Genomic DNA, 17,549 nt, shown 5'->3' on the forward strand with positions numbered 1-17,549 from the left:
CCCGGCGGGGTTGTGGGACGTCTCACTAGGAGTTACAAAAGACTCTTGTAGATGAACAGCTTGGGAAAGCTGACCAGAGAGCGTGACAGTCGCGTAATCTAAACAAGAGTCTCTCCGAGACGGATCCCGAGTAGCGCGGGACACGTGAAATCCCGTGTGAATCTGGCAGGACCATCTGCTAAGGCTAAATACTACCTAGCGACCGATAGTGAACCAGTACCGTGAGGGAAAGGTGAAAAGCACCCCGGGAGGGGAGTGAAATAGTACCTGAAACCGTGTGCTTACAAATAGTCGGAGCCCGTTAAAAGGGTGACGGCGTGCCTTTTGTAGAATGAACCGGCGAGTTACGGTAGCGTGCAAGGTTAAGTTGAAGAGACGGAGCCGCAGCGAAAGCGAGTCTGAATAGGGCGAAAGTACGCTGCCGTAGACCCGAAACCGTGTGATCTAGCCATGTCCAGGGTGAAGGTAGGGTAACACCTACTGGAGGCCCGAACCCACGCACGTTGAAAAGTGCGGGGATGAGGTGTGGCTAGCGGTGAAATTCCAATCGAACTCGGAGATAGCTGGTTCTCCCCGAAATAGCTTTAGGGCTAGCCTCGGAATGAGAGTCTTGGAGGTAGAGCACTGATTGGGCTAGGGGCCCTCATCGGGTTACCGAACTCAGTCAAACTCCGAATGCCAATGACTTATGTCCGGGAGTCAGACGGTGAGTGCTAAGATCCATCGTCAAAAGGGAAACAGCCCAGACCATCAGCTAAGGTCCCCAAGTATACGTTAAGTGGGAAACGATGTGGAGTTGCCCAGACAACCAGGATGTTGGCTTAGAAGCAGCCACCATTTAAAGAGTGCGTAATAGCTCACTGGTCGAGTGACTCTGCGCGGAAAATGTAACGGGGCTAAACGTATCACCGAAGCTATGGCAGTCCTTACGGACTGGGTAGGGGAGCGTTCCAAGCAGCAGTGAAGCCGTACTGGAAAGAGCGGTGGAGCGCTTGGAAGTGAGAATGCCGGTGTAAGTAGCGAAAAGACAAGTGAGAATCTTGTCCACCGAAAGCCTAAGGTTTCCTGGGGAAGGCTCGTCCTCCCAGGGTTAGTCGGGACCTAAGCTGAGGCCGAAAGGCGTAGGCGATGGACAACAGGTTGATATTCCTGTACCACCTCTGTTCCGCTTGAGCAATGGCGTGACGCAGGAGGATAGGGTGAGCGGCCTACTGGATGGCCGTCCAAGCAGCAAGCCTGGTGTGTAGGCAAATCCGCACACCATAAGGGCAAGCTGTGATGGCGAGGGAAATTTTAGTACCGAAGTCCCTGATTTCACACTGCCAAGAAAAGCGTCTAGCGAGGAACAAGGTGCCCGTACCGCAAACCGACACAGGTAGGCGAGGAGAGAATCCTAAGGTGCGCGGGATAACTCTTGCTAAGGAACTCGGCAAAATGGCCCCGTAACTTCGGGAGAAGGGGCGCCTCGGTAGGGTTAATAGCCCGAGGGGGCCGCAGTGAAAAGGCCCAAGCGACTGTTTAGCAAAAACACAGGTCTCTGCGAAGCCGCAAGGCGAAGTATAGGGGCTGACGCCTGCCCGGTGCTGGAAGGTTAAGGGGATGGGTTAGCGCAAGCGAAGCTTTGAACCGAAGCCCCAGTAAACGGCGGCCGTAACTATAACGGTCCTAAGGTAGCGAAATTCCTTGTCGGGTAAGTTCCGACCCGCACGAAAGGCGTAACGACTTGGGCGCTGTCTCGGCAAGAGACCCGGTGAAATCATAATACCTGTGAAGATGCAGGTTACCCGCGACAAGACGGAAAGACCCCATGGAGCTTTACTGTAGCCTGGTATTGGAACTTTGTGCATCATGTACAGGATAGGTGGGAAGCTGAGAAGCAGGGGCGCCAGCCTCTGTGGAGCTGTCGGTGGGATACCACCCTTGATGTACGGAGTTTCTAACTCGTCGCCCTTATCGGGCGAGAGGACCATGCCAGGTGGGCAGTTTGACTGGGGCGGTCGCCTCCCAAAAGGTAACGGAGGCGCCCAAAGGTTCCCTCAGAATGGTCGGAAATCATTCGTAGAGTGTAAAGGCAGAAGGGAGCTTGACTGCGAGACCTACAAGTCGAGCAGGGACGAAAGTCGGGCTTAGTGATCCGGTGGTTCCGCATGGAAGGGCCATCGCTCAACGGATAAAAGCTACCCTGGGGATAACAGGCTTATCTCCCCCAAGAGTCCACATCGACGGGGAGGTTTGGCACCTCGATGTCGGCTCATCGCATCCTGGGGCTGAAGTAGGTCCCAAGGGTTGGGCTGTTCGCCCATTAAAGCGGTACGCGAGCTGGGTTCAGAACGTCGTGAGACAGTTCGGTCCCTATCTGTCGCGGGCGTAGGAAGTTTGAGGAGAGCTGTCCTTAGTACGAGAGGACCGGGATGGACGCACCGCTGGTGCACCAGTTGTCACGCCAGTGGCACAGCTGGGTAGCTATGTGCGGACGGGATAAGCGCTGAAAGCATCTAAGCGTGAAGCCCCCTCCAAGATGAGACTTCCCACAGCGCAAGCTGGTAAGACCCCTCATAGACGATGAGGTTGATAGGTTCGGTGTGGAAGCGTGGTAACACGTGGAGCTGACGAATACTAATCGGTCGAGGACTTATCCACACATCTTAGCAAACATGCAGTTCCAGTTTTGAAGGAACATATATCTATCGCGGAGAGTTACCCAAGAGGCCGAAGGGGACGGTTTGCTAAACCGTTAGTATGCGCAAGCGTAGCGAGGGTTCGAATCCCTCACTCTCCGCCATTTTCTATTTTGGCGGCGTAGCTCAGCTGGTTAGAGCGTTCGGTTCATACCCGAAAGGTCGGGGGTTCGATTCCCTCCACCGCTACCAAAGGGGCATAGTTTAAAGGTAGAACGAAGGTCTCCAAAACCTTTGGTGTGGGTTCGATTCCTACTGCCCCTGCCAGAAGGACTTTAATCTTGCTATGGCGGTCGTGGCGAAGGGGTTAACGCACCGGATTGTGGCTCCGGCACTCGTGGGTTCAAGTCCCATCGATCGCCCCATGTTATGGGAGTATAGCCAAGTGGTAAGGCACGGGTCTGCAAAACCCTCATCCCCGGTTCAAATCCGGGTACTCCCTCCAATTCTGTCCCAGTAGCTCAGCTGGATAGAGCAACGGCCTTCTAAGCCGTCGGTCGGGAGTTCGAATCTCTCCTGGGACGCCATCGTTGCCTATTGGAAAAATACGAAAAGACCTCCTGTGTACTCAAGGGAACTGCTTTGAGTGTAAAGGAGGCTTTTTTGTATTCATTGAGAAAAAACGGGCAAATGCGATCCACGTATTCTTATTCAAGCTTACAAATTCCAAGTAGATTCATACTTTTAGCCTAGTGAGTAAACTAGAGTGAGGCGTAATCAAACAAACGGGTTGTAGTAGTAGAGCCCGTGAAGGTACCGTTTCTCTGCCTTACTCATCGCGACCTCTTTTTGCTGCTCCAGTGAGGCTTTCAGCTTCTCCCAAAACTCTGGTGTAGCGTCACACTGGTCTACGTTCCATTCCTCACCTACCAGGCCACGGATTAACTGCCAATCATCCGGGTTCTCATATTCCTCCATGCCACCGCCTATCAGCCTGATATCATGCAAGAGCAGCTTAATATTTTCAGGTATCATGGCAATCTCCCATCGGATCATTTTTGAATAGACGCTTCGTTCTATGCTGTTTCGCTTTAGTATTTTCCTCGGAGCATAGAAAATATGTATGGAAAGAATGGAAAGACTTGTAGGAAATATTGTCGAGTGTGACGAATCTGTGATATTTTCCGAAAGAGTTTCTTACCGATATCAGAAAAGTTTTCTACACGGTCAGACCTGTTTCGACTCGACATATAAATAAGAAAGAATTGAGGCTGTGAAAACGGATTTTATTTGAATGAAAATGGGCGCCGAACAGTCAGAAAATCGTATTGACTTACGAAAACGGATTGTGTATACTCGAGAACGTGATTGAGGCTTAAAGGTTTTGCGGTCGTGGTGGAATTGGCAGACACACCATCTTGAGGGGGTGGCGGGGCGACCCGTGCGAGTTCGAGTCTCGCCGACCGCACCATAAAGAATGGACAGATTGGCCCGTTGGTGAAGCGGTTTAACACAGCAGCCTTTCACGCTGTCATACAGGGGTTCGAATCCCCTACGGGTCACCATTTTTTTAGTCAGACTGAATAATCGAAGCCTTTTGTTACGAAGGCTTTTTTTTCTGCTCACTGTCGTGAGATGTCGAATAGAAAGAAAGAAACGTGGGAAAGGTGATAGCAGTGCCTTCTTTTTCCCACTTTTGGGTCATTGCTAATGAATCGCATTTGATGTACACTCCCAATTGAGAGAAAAACAATAGAGAAATGTTGGAAAAACAACACTACCTGAACGAAAAACTGACCCAATTTTGATTCAGGTCGAGGAGAAGAACCCATGAGTGTATTTAGAGAGATCATTGAGGGATTATTCATCGGATTTAGTACAACGGTAGGTGTAGTCAGCACGTACCAAACACTGGTTTCCTGTGCAGGGCTGTTCCGCAAAAAGGAGCAAGTCACACATGAACCGGAGAAAACCTTTGCAGTGCTGATCGCGGCACATAACGAGAGCGCCGTTATCGCGCCACTGATTGAAAACCTGAAAAAGCTTGATTACCCGCGCGAGAAGTACGACATCTTCGTTATTTGTGACAATTGTACAGATAATACTGCGGAAATCAGCCGAGCTCATGGCGCGATTGCGTGCGAGCGATTTGACACATCGAAACGAGGAAAAGGCTTCGGGATTGAGTGGATGCTGGAAAATCTTTGGGCACGACCAGAGCAATACGATGCTGTCGTCATGTTTGACGCAGACAATCTGGTAGAGAAAAATTTCCTGCGTGTCATGAACGATCGTCTTTGCAAAGGGGCAAGAGTCATTCAAGGCTACCTCGATTCGAAAAACCCGTTCGATTCTTGGATTACCCTGTCTTACGCGGTGACCTACTGGTTCACCAACCGGATGTGGCAGCTGGCACGTCATAACCTTGGACTGCCGAACACATTAGGGGGTACTGGACTTTGCATCGAGAGCAGCTTGCTCAAGGAAATGGGCTGGGGTGCTACGAGCTTGACGGAAGACCTTGAGTTCGCCACACGCTGCATTGAACGGGGCATTTACCCGACATGGGCTCATGACACCAAGGTTTGGGATGAAAAGCCGATTGACCTGAAATCTTCCATGCGCCAACGTCTGCGTTGGATGCAAGGACACTACGATGTCGCTGGACGCTACATTGGTTCCGTTTTGAAAAACGGGATTACCAAAGGACGTTTGGGAATGCTGGACGCTGCATTTTATTTGTTCCAGCCGATGTACGTATTGATTGTAACGTTCATGTCTTTGGTGTTCTTGGGTCGATTCTTCGAAATTGATATGTTGATGCCTGCTGCAAGCATTTTACCTAGCTGGTTAGTATATACCTCGACAGCAGTCTTCTATTTGCTGCCGTTCATGGCTCTATATCTGGAAAAAGTGCCTCTTAAGGGGTATCTGGGAATACTGTGTCTCCCGTTCTTTTTCCTCACCTGGCTCCCGATTATGTTTTACGCCTTCTTTACTAAGAAAAATCAGGTGTGGAGCCATACATCTCACAGTCGTGCAATTCGGATCGAGGAAATCCAGCAATAGCAGCTACACGTGTAAAAACCACAGGGGAACCTGTGGTTTTCCTGTTTTACGGGGGTGGCAGTGGTTGCCTCCAGTTGGTATAATAATTGGATCGAGTACCGAATCGTCAAACAGGATGGACGTAAGAGAGTGGCGACTGAAAGCAGCTTCGCCACGAGGAGGGAATACAGCAATGAAGCTCGCACCAAAGTGTTTCCATAACGAGTCTCCCTTGATGTGGGGAGATAAACGTTATCATACATGGAACTACCATTTGCGAAATACGTTTCACGAAAAAATCTTCAAGGTGCCGCTGGACGGGGGCTTCAGCTGCCCGAACCGAGATGGAAAGGTCGCGACTGGCGGCTGCACGTTTTGCAGTGCCAGAGGCTCGGGGGACTTCGCGGGTGACCGTCGAATGGACCTGGAACGTCAATTTCATGATGTGAAGAATCGCATGCATGAAAAGTGGCCGAGCGCCAAGTACCTTGGCTTCTTTCAAGCCTACACCAATACGTACGCGCCTGTGGCTGAGCTGCGCGAGATGTATGAAGTCATCCTCAGGCAGGAGGGGGTTGTAGGGCTGTCGATCGCGACGCGTCCTGACTGCTTGCCGGACGATGTGGTGGAATATTTGGCTGAATTAAACGAGAGGACGTATTTGTGGGTAGAGCTCGGCTTGCAAACCATTCACGAACATACGGCCCAGCTGATCAACCGTGCGCATGACTACGAGTGCTACCTGCAGGCCGTTGAGAAGCTCCGTAAGCACAACATCCGCATCTGCTCCCACATTATTTACGGACTGCCGGGAGAGACGCATGAAGAGATGATGCAGACGGCAAACGCAGTGGCGCATCTGGATGTGCAGGGAATCAAAATCCATCTGCTGCATCTTCTCCGCAAGACGCCGATGGTAAAGCAGTATGAAGCAGGGCTCCTGGAGTTCCTGTCGCAAGAAGAATACACCAAGCTGGTTGTGGATTCGCTGGAGGTCTTGCCGCCAGAGATGATCGTGCACCGCATTACAGGCGATGGCCCTCCAGACCTGCTGATTGGTCCTATGTGGAGCCGAAAGAAATGGGAAGTCCTCAATGGCATCGATGCTGAGTTGAAAAATCGCAACTCGTGGCAAGGGAAATTTTTCGTTCCGCAAACGAACGAATGATAAAGCGACAGAGCAAAAGGGAGCCGATGAAAGGAGGCTCCCTTTTTGTTGCAGCTGATTACGAACGGGCTCGTAGGATCTTTCGTGCTCGCCCGGGGTAATTGGTGATCAGGCCATCGACACCCATATCGAAGGCATCCTGGATGTCCTTGGAGCTGTTCACGGTCCATCCGAGAACAGTGAGGTTATGTTTGTGGGATTCCTTGACCAGCTGTGCCGATAGCTGATCCATAGGTACATGCAACTGATCGGCAGCATAGCGCTTGGCGACTTCCCAGGGACGCGGAATCGGGCCGACATACAGCAGACCCGTAGTCAGAGCGGGATCCAGCTGTTTGATGCGCTGCAAGCTGTCGAAGTTAAATGAGGAGATGATGGTTCGGTCCGTCAGATGATAACGTCGGATCTGCTCAATAACGAGCTCCTCCAGATGCGGCTGATCGGAGAGAAAGTTTTTCAGTTCAATGATAAAGTGGAGGGGCGTTTCGGCAAAAGCATGGAAGACCTCGCGCAGCGTCGGGATCCTCGCACGGGAATAACGGGAGGATGAGCCTCTGTCAGCACGAAATTGTCGAAGCTCTTGCAAGGTATGCCTGCGGACAAGACCACTGCCTGTGGTTGTGCGATCCAGTGTATGGTCGTGAATGACGACGAGTTTATCGTCACGGGTCAGCTGCACATCCAGCTCGATGCCGTCAGCACGACGCCGAACAGCCGCGTAAAAAGACTCCATGGTGTTTTCCGGAAAAAGGCCGGAAGCACCGCGATGGGCGTAGATGAGGGGAGTCACGTGAGCTTCCTCCTTTCAAAGACAGACTTAAATCCACATACTACCATGATATGTAAAAAGCCCCTCGATACTACCGCGATGAGGGGCGCGACGTAAACAGCGGACTATCCAATTGCGCTGAGCACGATCACCAGAAGGATGAAAAGCACCAGTACCAGGGCGAAATTGTTGTTTCCAATACTCATGAAAATTCCCTCCTTCCCCGTCTTTGACTGTTCCTTCTATCATGCTATGAGCGGAAGGTACAAATGGCTCTCATCGAATACCTATCTCAAGACAATAGAAGAGGGAAATGATGCTCCGGCAGCAACGAAGCAGGATTTTATACAGATTGGCAGATGACGCAGAATTTCCGTTTGCTACAATGAATAGAGAACGGAAAGGGGGAGTGCGTCATGGTAAATGTAGAGATCATGCTCGCCTCAGGGGATCTGGTCGTGGACCAGCAAAACCGGCGGGTGAAGCTGCATGTATATGACCCGAATCAGGTCGTGGTGCTTGATCAATGGATGAGAAAGCTTGCACAAGAGTCTGGCGCGACAAAGCTCATTGTCTACGGCAAAAAAGCGGATGTGGAAAAATGGACCGCTTTGGGGTACGCGCTGGAAGGTGTCATCGAAGGCTTTTTTCATGGAGAAAATGCACAAATGCTCTCTAGCTTTCTGACGAAGGAGCGGGCTACTTCCGTCGCACCTGATCTAGCGGAAGAAGTACTTGCGCTTAGCCTTGGCAAACAAGGCAACGGCGAGGAGAAGGCACTGCCGGCAGGCTATTCCATGCGAGAGGCGGGTGAGGCGGACGCGGAGGAGCTTGCGAAGCTGTATGCACTCGTGTTTGCTACCTATCCGACACCGATGGATGACCCTGTCTATGTCCGTAAAACGATGGAGGAAGGGACTCGATACATGGTCGTCGAGTACGAGGGGAAAATCGCTTGTGCCGCATCAGCGGAAGTGAACGAGCGGATGGGCTCTGCCGAAATGACGGACTGCGCCACTCACCCCGATCACGGGGGCAAAGGACTCCTCCAAGCGTTGTTTGTTGCGCTGGAACGCAAAATGGAGGAATCCGGCATTTACTACTTGTATTCGCTTACCCGCGCGCAATCACCAGGGATGAATGTGACTGCCGCGAAAATGGGCTATACGTATCGCGGGAGATTGATCAACAACTGCACGATATTTTCCGGCTACGAAGATATGAATATTTGGGTGAAGCCACTCCGCCCATCCTGGGAGTAAGAAAGCTAGGGCTGCGCCTGTGAAGGATAGAGCTGTTGCTGGAGACTGCGCGCCATGAGAGCGAGTTGCAGCTGCCAGCGTTGATGCGCATCCTCCAGGTGGTAGCCCGTTTTTTCTTCAATCTGGGTGAGTCGGTATTTCAGGGTATGGCGATGAATATATAAGGCTTGGGACGTTTGAAGTCCGTTGCCGTTCTGCTGCAGGTACACGCTTAATGTCTCCAGCAGCTGCTGATTATGTTTGCTATCGTATCCGATCAGTGGTGCGAGCAAAGGCTTCCATAGCTGCTGCAAAGCCTCTTCACTGCGATGGTAAGGAAACAGAAACTGATAGCCTTGCATGTCACGATAGCGCAAGATCCCCGGAGGTTTTGCGAGCAGCGGGTAAGCCTGCAGGGCAAAGGTGGCTTCCTCAGCCGCAGTAGCTACGTCAGAGAGCTGCTGACGAGGGGTGCTCAAGGCTAAGTGGAGCGAATACTCCTTGTGCAGCTGCTCCCATCGTTGCGCGAATAGCTCCAAAAGCTGCAGGCTCGCACGATTGTCGGGGAAAACGAACAGTAAATAATGGGGGCGCTCACGGAGCAGGTAGGAGCGCTGCTGACGATCACACAGCCTGCGCATCAGCATGATGGCACTTTGATGCAGCTCGTAGAGTCCAGCATCGTCGCTCACATCTACTTTTAGAGCAGCGACCAAGTGTCCACCAGCCAAAGGGTAGCCCAGCATCCGACAGCGGCTTTCCAATTCCGAATGGCTCATCTGCTTGCCATTTAACAGCTCCTCTACAAAGTCCCCTTTTAACCGCCATTCCGTTGCAGAAACGGCTCGTTCTTTTACATATTCCAACGCACAGAGGGTCGAGGCGTGCTGCAGTGCCACATCATCGAGCTCTTTCCATGCATGCAAAGGCTTGACCAACGAAAGAGTGCCAAAATGCTCGCGATTGGCGCGGATCGGGATCGAGTGGGTGCTACCTTCTCCCGCGGCTTCTTCCCTTTGCTCTGTTGTTCCATGCTGAGTCACCTCAAAGCCCAAGGCATCAACCAGTGATACGACTCCACCCGTGAGCGTTGCCAATTCGGCTGCGATGGCGGCTAATCCTCCCCGGGAGAGAGCGGCGTCAATCATGCGGTTGTGAATTGCTTGCGAATAAGCCAGGGTCTCGAACTGGCGGTTGATAATAGGCTGCAGGATGGCCTTTGTAATCGTCGAAAAATTGATTTCCGCCGGGATTTCAATGAGGGGCAGCTGCAGCTGGTCGGCCACCTCGATAAAAGCGGCAGGGATCTCTCGCAAATAAAATCCGGTATGAATCGCTACCCCGCTCAGCTTTTGGCTGGCAAGGGATGGGATGAAGGAAGAGAGACGCTCCGTGTTGTCAGCAAGCCCAAAGCCTGTCGTGATGAGAAACTCCCCTTCCTGCAGCCGTGTCGCGTCCTCCAGTACTTCTACTATCGTCACCCAGCGAATGGGGTTGTCCAATCCACCAGCGCCGGCAATCAATCTGGTCTGAACCATATCAGGCAATTGAAGGGCCTCCCGAATGGTAATGCTCATAGTGATCCCTCCGAAAAAGTTCTTTATACAAAATGTACAAAAGATTTTGTCTCTTTTCCATGTTTTTTTGCCAGCTCGTCGGATGGCGCTTGCGCTTCGGTCGGATAGGATGAAGGTAGAGAAAAGCGAGGTGGCGACAATGGAAAGAAGTTATGTCATTAAGCCTGAACTGGGAAAGACCTATCCGGTCATCTCTCATGGGAAAGGGATCTATCTCTACGATAAAGAGGGAAAACAATACATCGATGGATGCAGCGGTGCCGTTACAGCCCTCATCGGCCATGCGGTAGACGAAGTCGTGGATGCCATGTACGAGCAAGCCAAGAGCATTTCCTTCGCGTATCGCTCTCATTTCAGCAGTGATGCTGTTGAGCAGCTGGGGAAAAAGCTGGCGGAGTGGGCACCGGGCTCCCTCAACTGGACGTTCTTCGTTAGCAGTGGTTCTGAAGCGACGGAGACGGCACAAAAAATAGCAATTCAATATTGGCAGGAACAAGGCAATTTCACGAAAAACCGCATCATTTCCCGCTGGATGAGCTATCACGGAATCACGATGGGAGCCTTGTCGATGTCCGGGCATGTGCTGCGCCGCAAACGGTTTGTGCCATTGCTCGAAGACTACCCGGCGATTACGGGGCCGTACCCTTACCGTAAGCCAGAAGGAATCAGCCAGGAAGAATACGCGATGCAATGTGCGAACGAGCTGGAGACAGCCATCCTGCGCGTAGGACCCGAGCAGGTAGCCGCCTTCATCGCTGAGCCGGTTATCGGGGCGACTGCGGGTGCTGTGGTTCCTCCACCGGGGTACTTCCAGCGAATCCGTGAAATTTGTGATAAATACAACGTGCTGTTCATTGCCGATGAAGTCATGACTGGAATGGGACGAACTGGAAAAGCATTTGGGGTAGATCACTGGGGCGTCGTGCCTGACATGATTACGATCGGAAAAGGTATGAGCGCAGGATATACGCCGATGGCCGCAACGATCGTGACAGAGGAGATCATTGAAGTCATCCAAAAAGGCAGCGCTTCCATCATGGCGGGACATACGTACAGCGCCAACCCACAGTCCGCAGCCGTATCTTTGGCTGTCCTGAACTATATTGAGAAGAACAATCTGATTGAGAAATCGGCCGAAAACGGTGCTTACCTGCTGCAACGCCTGCAAGGGCTCGCAGACGAGCTGCCTCTAGTCGGAGATGCCCGCGGATTGGGTATGCTGTGCGGACTCGAGTTTGTGAAAAACAAGCAGACCAAAGAGCCGTTCGCCCTCTCTGAAAACGTGAGCGCGAAGGTGATTGCCAAAGCATTTGAAAAGGGCTTGCTGGTGTATCCGGCAGTCGGAGGAATTGATGGTGTAGCAGGTGATTCGGTCATTCTCGCACCGCCGCTTACGATTACCCAAGAAGAAATTGATACACTGATCGGCATTTTGAAAGAGGCGATTGAAGCCGTTCAGCAAGAGCTGCAGCAAAAAGCGTTGATCGGATAGAAGGGAGCGCGCGTTCATGACTAATCGATTTGAAAAAGTGATTTCCATGGAGGAAGCGCTGACACATTTCCGCGATGGAATGACGCTGATGTCTGGCGGATTCGGTGGAGTGGGCAATCCACCCTCGCTGATTCAGGGGATATTAGATAAAGGTGTCCGCGAAATTACTCTGGTCAGCAATGACACAGCGTTTCCTCACATCGGCATCGGCAAGCTGGTAACAGAAAAGCGAGTCAAAAAGGTGATCGCATCTCACATCGGGTCGAATCCAAATGCGGGCGCCCAGATGACAGCAGGCGAGCTCGAGGTGGAGTTTTGCCCTCAGGGTATCCTGGCAGAGCGCGTGCGGGCAGGTGGTGTCGGTCTGGGCGGGATCTTGTCCGATGTGGGAATCGGCACGATCGCGGAAAAGGGAAAGCAAAAAGTCGTAGTGGGAGACAAAGAGTACTTGCTGGAGACGCCGCTCACCGCGGAAGTATCGATCATTCACGCCAAAAAAGCGGATCGCTACGGGAATCTTGTTTATGACACTAGCGCACGAAACTTTAACCCGCTGGTGGCGATGGCAGGAGACATCACGATTGTGGAAGCGGATGAAATCGTCGAGATCGGCGAGCTGTCGCCGGAGGAGATCGTAACACCAGGCGTTTTCATTAACTTTATCGTGCAGAGCGAAGGGGTGAACTGGCAATGGGCGTGGGAGAAGTAAAAGAGACCGAGAGCTACCGAGAGCGGATTGCCCGGCGTGCAGCGTTGGAAGTCGAGGATGGCATGATCATCAACCTCGGTATCGGCATCCCGACGCTGGTTGCTGATTTTATCCCGGCTGATGTGCGCGTGATGTTTCATGCAGAGAACGGCATTTTAGGTACGGGACCTAGCCCAGTAAAGGGTGAGGAAAACCCGATGCTCTGCAATGCTGGCGGCTTTCCCGTCACACTGGCGACTGGGGCTTCCTTTTTTGACAGCGCTACGGCGTTTGCCATCATCCGACGTGGGCTGCTCGATATGACGATCCTCGGAGTATTAGAGGTAAGCCAGAGCGGCGATATCGCCAACTGGATCGTCCCAGGCAAACGCGTACCTGGCATGGGGGGAGCGATGGAACTGGCACAGAAGGCGAAGAAAGTCATGGTCGTCACTACCCATTTGGATAAAAACGGACGCTCCAAGATCGTCAGGGAGTGCTCGCTGCCACTGACCGCTCGTGGCGCAGCGGATTGGATCATCACCGACATGGCTGTCATGGAGGTCAAGTCAGACGGTCTCTATCTGCGCGAGGTGATGTATCCGTACTGTGTAGCGGATGTGATCGGGGCGACAGAAGCAGAACTGAAGATCGAAGGCGAAGTAGCCGTTTTTCGTTAATGAGGTTTTCTTACTATACGGGCAATACCAAATTTCCGCGAGTCAGGAGGAGAACCATGGCAAACTGGCAGACTCTTATTCGGGAGCAGTTGGAAAAGGATCGGGATGAGGCAACAGCGCTGTTGCAGGCATGGGTAAAAAATCCGAGCGTACAGGGCGAGGAAGAATCTATCCAAGAGAGCATTGCGAAAACGCTGGCATCGATGGGCTTGGACGTCGATTTGTGGGTGATGGAGGGGAAGGAGCTCCTATCTCACCCGTACTTTGTGTCCCCGCGTACGGTCTTTACGGGCAGTCCAAACGTAGTTGGGGTATGGAAGGGCGCAGGTGAGGGGCGCTCCCTCATTTTAAACGGTCATGTGGACGTAGTGCCTGCCGGTGACCGGGCACAGTGGAGCGATGATCCGTTCAGTGGAAAAATTGAGGACGGAAAGCTGTACGGACGCGGTGCAACCGACATGAAAGGGGGAAATCTTTCTTCCCTCTTGGCTATTTCGGTCCTGCAGAAGCTCGGTGTAAAGCTGAAAGGCGACGTCATTTTCCAAAGCGTCGTTGAAGAGGAGAGCGGCGGTGCGGGTACCTTGGCGACCATCCTGCGCGGCTACAAGGCAGATGCGGCACTGATACCAGAACCCACGAATATGAAGATTTTCCCGAAGCAGCAAGGCTCGATGTGGTTCCGTCTTTCTGTGAAAGGCCGCTCTGCACATGGGGGAACCCGCTACGAAGGCGTGAGTGCCATCGAAAAGAGCCTGGCTGTCGTGCAAGCAATCGGAAAGCTGGAAAAAGAACGAAACGATCGTTTGGACGATCCGCTCTATGAGAAACTTCCGATTCCTATCCCGATCAACATCGGGGTCATCGAGGGAGGAAAATGGCCCTCTTCTGTTGCCGATCTCGTTAAGCTAGAAGGTCGCATGGGAGTCGCACCAGGAGAACAGATGGAGGATGCAAAGGCAGAGATGACCGCTGCATTGAAGCGACTGGCTGAAGTCGATCCCTGGTTTGCGGAGCAGCCGGTGGAGCTGGAGTGGTATGGAGCGCGATGGGTACCGGGCTCGGTAGCGGAAGACCATCCATTAATGAATATTCTACATCGCCAGTTTGAGGCTGTAACAGGGAAGCGGGCTGTTGTCGAAGCTTCTCCATGGGGAACAGATGGCGGCTTGCTGACGGCGCTCGCCGACACGCCTGCTATCGTCGTAGGCCCTGGAGTTACACAGGTTGCCCATTATCCCAACGAACATATCGTACTCGACGATGTCTTTACGTGCGCAGAGATCTTTGCACTAGCCTTGATTGAATGGTGCGGTGTTGCCGAACAAAATACCCAGAACTAGAGGGAGAGGGATATACATGAGTCCGATCACCACAAAGTTTATTCAACTGAAAACAGCTGTTCCTGGACCAAAATCGCAGGAGATGCTCGCGAAAAAGGAAGCCAATGTTCCACGGGGGCCATCCAATACGACTCCAGCTTTTGTAGCCAAAGCGGAAGGCGCACTCTTGACCGATATCGACGGCAACACCTTCATCGACTTTGCTGGGGCGATCGGCTCCATCAATGCTGGTCACTGCCCGCCCGCTGTGGTCGAGGCGCTCAAGGCACAGCTGGATCAATACATACACACATGCTTCCACGTGATGATGTATGAGCCGTATGTCCAGCTAGCAGAAAAGCTCAATCAAATCACGCCGGGCGACCACGCGAAAAAGACCTTCTTCCTCAATAGCGGAGCAGAAGCAGTCGAGAATGCGGTGAAAATCGCACGCAAATACACAGGGCGCAAGGCAATCATCTCGTTCGAGCGCGGCTTCCACGGACGCACGCTGCTGGCGATGTCGCTGACGAGCAAAGTACGTCCGTACAAATACGAATTCGGGCCGTTTGCTCCTGACACCTACAAAATGACCTACCCGTACTACTATCGTTCTCCATACGATGCATCTCCAGAAGAGACCGATGCAGAGGTATTGCGCCGCTTTGAAGACTTCTTCCTCGCAGAGGTTGCTGCAGACAACGTAGCTGCAATCATCATGGAGCCTGTGCAAGGCGAAGGTGGATTCGTGGTACCATCCAAAACATTTGTCAAAGGCGTCAAGGCGATTTGCGAAAAGTATGGCATTCTCCTGATTGCAGATGAAGTGCAAACCGGATTTGGCCGCACTGGTAAAATGTTTGCGATGGAGCACTATGATGTTGTGCCGGATATCATTACTATGTCCAAGTCCATGGGGGCTGGTATGCCGATCAGTGCGGTGACCGGTCGTGCGGAAATCATGGATGCACCAAACCCGGGTGAAATCGGTGGTACCTATGGAGGCAGCCCGCTCGGTTGTATCGCTGCGTTGAAAGTCATCGAAATGATGGAGCAAGACGGATTCTTGGATCATGCCAATAAAGTGGGCAGCACAATTCTCAAGCGTTTCGAGAAATTCAAACAGCAATTTGCTGAAGTAGGCGATGCTCGCGGACTGGGAGCAATGTGCGCGATCGAGCTTGTGAAGGACAAAGGATCGAAGGAGCCGAATAAAGAGCTGACGGCCAAAATCGTGCAGGCTTGCTATCAAAACGGCTTGGTTGTCATGGCAGCAGGTTTGTACAGCAATGTCATTCGTGTACTGTCGCCACTGGTCATTTCCGATGAGCAGCTGGAAGAAGGCTTGAACGTACTGGAAAGCGTCCTGGCTGAGCTGTGCACACCCAATCACTAATTGGACGGAGGCGGTTGTTTTGAAGAAAAACTGCTTTATTGGCGGGCAATGGGTAGAAGCTTCGGTGTATGCGCCGTTGTATTCTCCATACAGTGGCGAGGAAATTGCTCAAGTACCGCAGGCTGATCCAGAAACGGTGCAAAAGGCGATTGATGCTGCAGAAGAAGCGACAGCAGTCATGAGACGCATGCCTGCCTATCAGCGAGCGGCGATTTTGGAGAAAATGTCTCTGCTCATGGACGAACGCCTGGAGGAGGCTGCGCGGATCATCGCATTGGAAGCGGGAAAGCCGATCAAAACCGCTCGTGGAGAAGTGATTCGGACGATTCAGACGTACAAGTTTGCGGCTGAGGAAGCGAAACGTATTCACGGCGAAACGCTGCCACTGGATGCGGCGATTGGCGGCGAAGGCAGGCTCGCTTACACCGTACGAGAGCCACTGGGCGTGATCGGGGCGATTACTCCTTTCAATTTCCCGATGAATTTGGTTGCCCACAAAGTAGGGCCAGCCCTTGCTGCAGGAAATGCAGTTGTCTTGAAGCCAGCCTCCCAAACACCGTTGTCTGCCTTTTTCCTGGCGGAGATCGCTGAGCAGGCGGGTGCCCCTGCAGGCGCTCTGAACGTCGTCACGGGCAGCGGGGCGTCCGTTGGTGACCTCCTGGTGAAAGACCCGCGCGTGAAAGCGTTGACCTTTACGGGAAGCCCAGCCGTTGGGATCGATATCCGGAATCGGGCAGGACTGAAGCGCGTTACATTGGAGCTCGGATCTAACTCCGCAGTGATTATTGATAAAGATGTCAATGTTGACGAGGTAATCCCACGCTGCATTTTCGGAGCTTTTGCTTACTCCGGTCAAGTGTGCATTTCCGTTCAACGCATTTATGTAGTCAAAGACCGCTTCGAGGAATTCGTAACCAAGTTTGTGGCGGAGACGAAGAAGCTTCGCGGGGGAGATTCCCTGTCGGAAGAGGCGGATTATTCGGCAATGATCAATCCGCGTGAGACAGAGCGGGCAGTGAACTGGATCGAGGAAGCTAAGCAAAATGGCGCACGCGTGGAATGTGGCGGAGAAGTAGTCGATCGCATGCTCCAGCCAACGGTACTGACAGGAGTTCCTGCAGATGCAAAAGTATCCTGCCAAGAAGTTTTCGGTCCAGTAGTTCTGGTCAATGCAGTCGAGTCTGTCCAAGAGGCAATCAGTCTCGTTAACGATTCGCGTTATGGCTTGCAGGCTGGTTTGTATACGAACAACCTGTCGCTCGCACTGCAGGCAGCAGATGAGCTTCATGTTGGCGGTGTGATGATTAACGATATCCCTACCTTCCGTGTGGATCATATGCCATATGGAGGCGTCAAGGAAAGCGGTATGGGGCGTGAAGGGGTCAAGTACGCGATCGAAGAGCTCACGGAGCTGAAGCTGGTTGTCGTCAAGAAATAGTAGAAAGAGTAAAAAGCCTGGTTTCCTGTCACAGAAGTGGAGGAGCCAAGGCTTTTTTCATTGAGCAAGTCGATATCTGCTAACCAGGTCTGGAGCAGAGGGGCGCAGCTAGCTA

The 17,549-nt window shown here is 52.4% G+C and carries 13 protein-coding genes, 8 tRNA genes and 1 rRNA gene (1 of these 22 cut by a window edge); 18 read left to right on the plus strand and 4 right to left on the minus strand.

Annotated features, from left to right (window positions below; translation table 11 throughout):
* From ACLIN2_RS11400 to ACLIN2_RS11430, 7 genes are all read left to right on the plus strand, one after another.
* Positions 1–2,640, plus strand: a 23S ribosomal RNA gene (locus ACLIN2_RS11400) (it extends 287 nt beyond the left edge of the window).
* Positions 2,641–2,691: 51 nt separating this feature from the next.
* Positions 2,692–2,782: transfer RNA gene (locus ACLIN2_RS11405), tRNA-Ser, on the plus strand.
* An 11-nt stretch (positions 2,783–2,793) separates the two neighbouring features.
* Positions 2,794–2,870: transfer RNA gene (locus ACLIN2_RS11410), tRNA-Met, on the plus strand.
* A gap of 1 nt (position 2,871) precedes the next feature.
* A tRNA-Trp gene (locus ACLIN2_RS11415) sits at positions 2,872–2,945 on the plus strand.
* A 22-nt stretch (positions 2,946–2,967) separates the two neighbouring features.
* A tRNA-His gene (locus ACLIN2_RS11420) sits at positions 2,968–3,043 on the plus strand.
* Between the two features lie 6 nt (positions 3,044–3,049).
* A tRNA-Cys gene (locus ACLIN2_RS11425) sits at positions 3,050–3,123 on the plus strand.
* Between the two features lie 5 nt (positions 3,124–3,128).
* Positions 3,129–3,205 (plus strand) — tRNA-Arg (locus tag ACLIN2_RS11430).
* A gap of 190 nt (positions 3,206–3,395) precedes the next feature.
* On the opposite strand, the gene ACLIN2_RS11435 is transcribed toward ACLIN2_RS11430, so the two are convergent.
* Positions 3,396–3,653 carry a hypothetical protein gene (locus tag ACLIN2_RS11435; protein ID WP_092267927.1) on the minus strand — a complete coding sequence of 86 codons (258 nt, stop codon included), beginning with the start codon at positions 3,651–3,653 and terminating at the stop codon, positions 3,396–3,398.
* A gap of 351 nt (positions 3,654–4,004) precedes the next feature.
* Between ACLIN2_RS11435 and ACLIN2_RS11440 the strand changes: the two genes are divergently transcribed.
* The 4 genes from ACLIN2_RS11440 (at position 4,005) to ACLIN2_RS11455 (ending at position 6,834) form a co-directional block, all read left to right on the plus strand.
* Positions 4,005–4,089, plus strand: a tRNA-Leu gene (locus ACLIN2_RS11440).
* Positions 4,090–4,106: 17 nt separating this feature from the next.
* Positions 4,107–4,183 (plus strand) — tRNA-Glu (locus ACLIN2_RS11445).
* 265 nt (positions 4,184–4,448) lie between these two features.
* Positions 4,449–5,687: a glycosyltransferase family 2 protein gene (locus tag ACLIN2_RS11450; RefSeq protein WP_092267928.1), complete on the plus strand. Its 1,239-nt coding sequence runs from the start codon at positions 4,449–4,451 to the stop codon at positions 5,685–5,687.
* A gap of 172 nt (positions 5,688–5,859) precedes the next feature.
* Positions 5,860–6,834, plus strand: coding sequence for a TIGR01212 family radical SAM protein (locus ACLIN2_RS11455; protein ID WP_411504083.1), 975 nt, complete (start codon positions 5,860–5,862; stop codon positions 6,832–6,834).
* 58 nt (positions 6,835–6,892) lie between these two features.
* Here ACLIN2_RS11455 and ACLIN2_RS11460 read toward each other — a convergent pair whose 3' ends face one another.
* Together ACLIN2_RS11460 and ACLIN2_RS11465 are read right to left on the minus strand one after the other, a co-directional pair.
* Positions 6,893–7,624 (minus strand): glycerophosphodiester phosphodiesterase, encoded by a 732-nt coding sequence (locus ACLIN2_RS11460; RefSeq protein WP_092267930.1) that lies wholly within the window; start codon positions 7,622–7,624, stop codon positions 6,893–6,895.
* A 104-nt stretch (positions 7,625–7,728) separates the two neighbouring features.
* Positions 7,729–7,809 (minus strand): YjcZ family sporulation protein, encoded by an 81-nt coding sequence (locus tag ACLIN2_RS11465; protein WP_092267931.1) that lies wholly within the window; start codon positions 7,807–7,809, stop codon positions 7,729–7,731.
* 210 nt (positions 7,810–8,019) lie between these two features.
* Here ACLIN2_RS11465 and ablB point away from each other — a divergent pair, with 210 nt between their 5' ends.
* Positions 8,020–8,865 (plus strand): putative beta-lysine N-acetyltransferase, encoded by an 846-nt coding sequence (gene ablB, locus ACLIN2_RS11470; RefSeq protein WP_411504084.1) that lies wholly within the window; start codon positions 8,020–8,022, stop codon positions 8,863–8,865.
* Positions 8,866–8,870: 5 nt separating this feature from the next.
* Here the strand turns inward: ablB and ACLIN2_RS11475 are convergent, their stop codons facing one another.
* Entirely contained in the window at positions 8,871–10,421 is a 1,551-nt protein-coding gene (locus tag ACLIN2_RS11475; protein WP_327929921.1) for a PucR family transcriptional regulator, read from the minus strand.
* Positions 10,422–10,560: 139 nt separating this feature from the next.
* Between ACLIN2_RS11475 and ACLIN2_RS11480 the strand changes: the two genes are divergently transcribed.
* From ACLIN2_RS11480 to ACLIN2_RS11505, 6 genes are read left to right on the plus strand one after another with little or no spacing between them, the layout of a single operon-like run.
* Positions 10,561–11,913: an aspartate aminotransferase family protein gene (locus tag ACLIN2_RS11480; protein ID WP_411504085.1), complete on the plus strand. Its 1,353-nt coding sequence runs from the start codon at positions 10,561–10,563 to the stop codon at positions 11,911–11,913.
* A 16-nt stretch (positions 11,914–11,929) separates the two neighbouring features.
* On the plus strand, positions 11,930–12,622 hold the full coding sequence (locus ACLIN2_RS11485; protein ID WP_092267933.1) for a 3-oxoacid CoA-transferase subunit A: 693 nt from the start codon (positions 11,930–11,932) through the stop codon (positions 12,620–12,622).
* Positions 12,604–13,281 (plus strand): 3-oxoacid CoA-transferase subunit B, encoded by a 678-nt coding sequence (locus tag ACLIN2_RS11490; RefSeq protein ID WP_092267934.1) that lies wholly within the window; start codon positions 12,604–12,606, stop codon positions 13,279–13,281. Before ACLIN2_RS11485 ends, ACLIN2_RS11490 begins: the two co-directional genes overlap by 19 nt.
* Positions 13,282–13,337: 56 nt before the next feature.
* Positions 13,338–14,621: a peptidase gene (locus tag ACLIN2_RS11495; protein WP_411504086.1), complete on the plus strand. Its 1,284-nt coding sequence runs from the start codon at positions 13,338–13,340 to the stop codon at positions 14,619–14,621.
* A 16-nt stretch (positions 14,622–14,637) separates the two neighbouring features.
* Positions 14,638–15,996 (plus strand): 4-aminobutyrate--2-oxoglutarate transaminase, encoded by a 1,359-nt coding sequence (gene gabT / locus ACLIN2_RS11500; RefSeq protein ID WP_092267936.1) that lies wholly within the window; start codon positions 14,638–14,640, stop codon positions 15,994–15,996.
* A gap of 19 nt (positions 15,997–16,015) precedes the next feature.
* Positions 16,016–17,434: an aldehyde dehydrogenase family protein gene (locus ACLIN2_RS11505; RefSeq protein ID WP_411504087.1), complete on the plus strand. Its 1,419-nt coding sequence runs from the start codon at positions 16,016–16,018 to the stop codon at positions 17,432–17,434.
* Positions 17,435–17,549: the final 115 nt, after the last annotated feature.

The organism is Brevibacillus centrosporus, assembly GCF_046622605.1.
Lineage (GTDB): Bacteria > Bacillota > Bacilli > Brevibacillales > Brevibacillaceae > Brevibacillus > Brevibacillus centrosporus.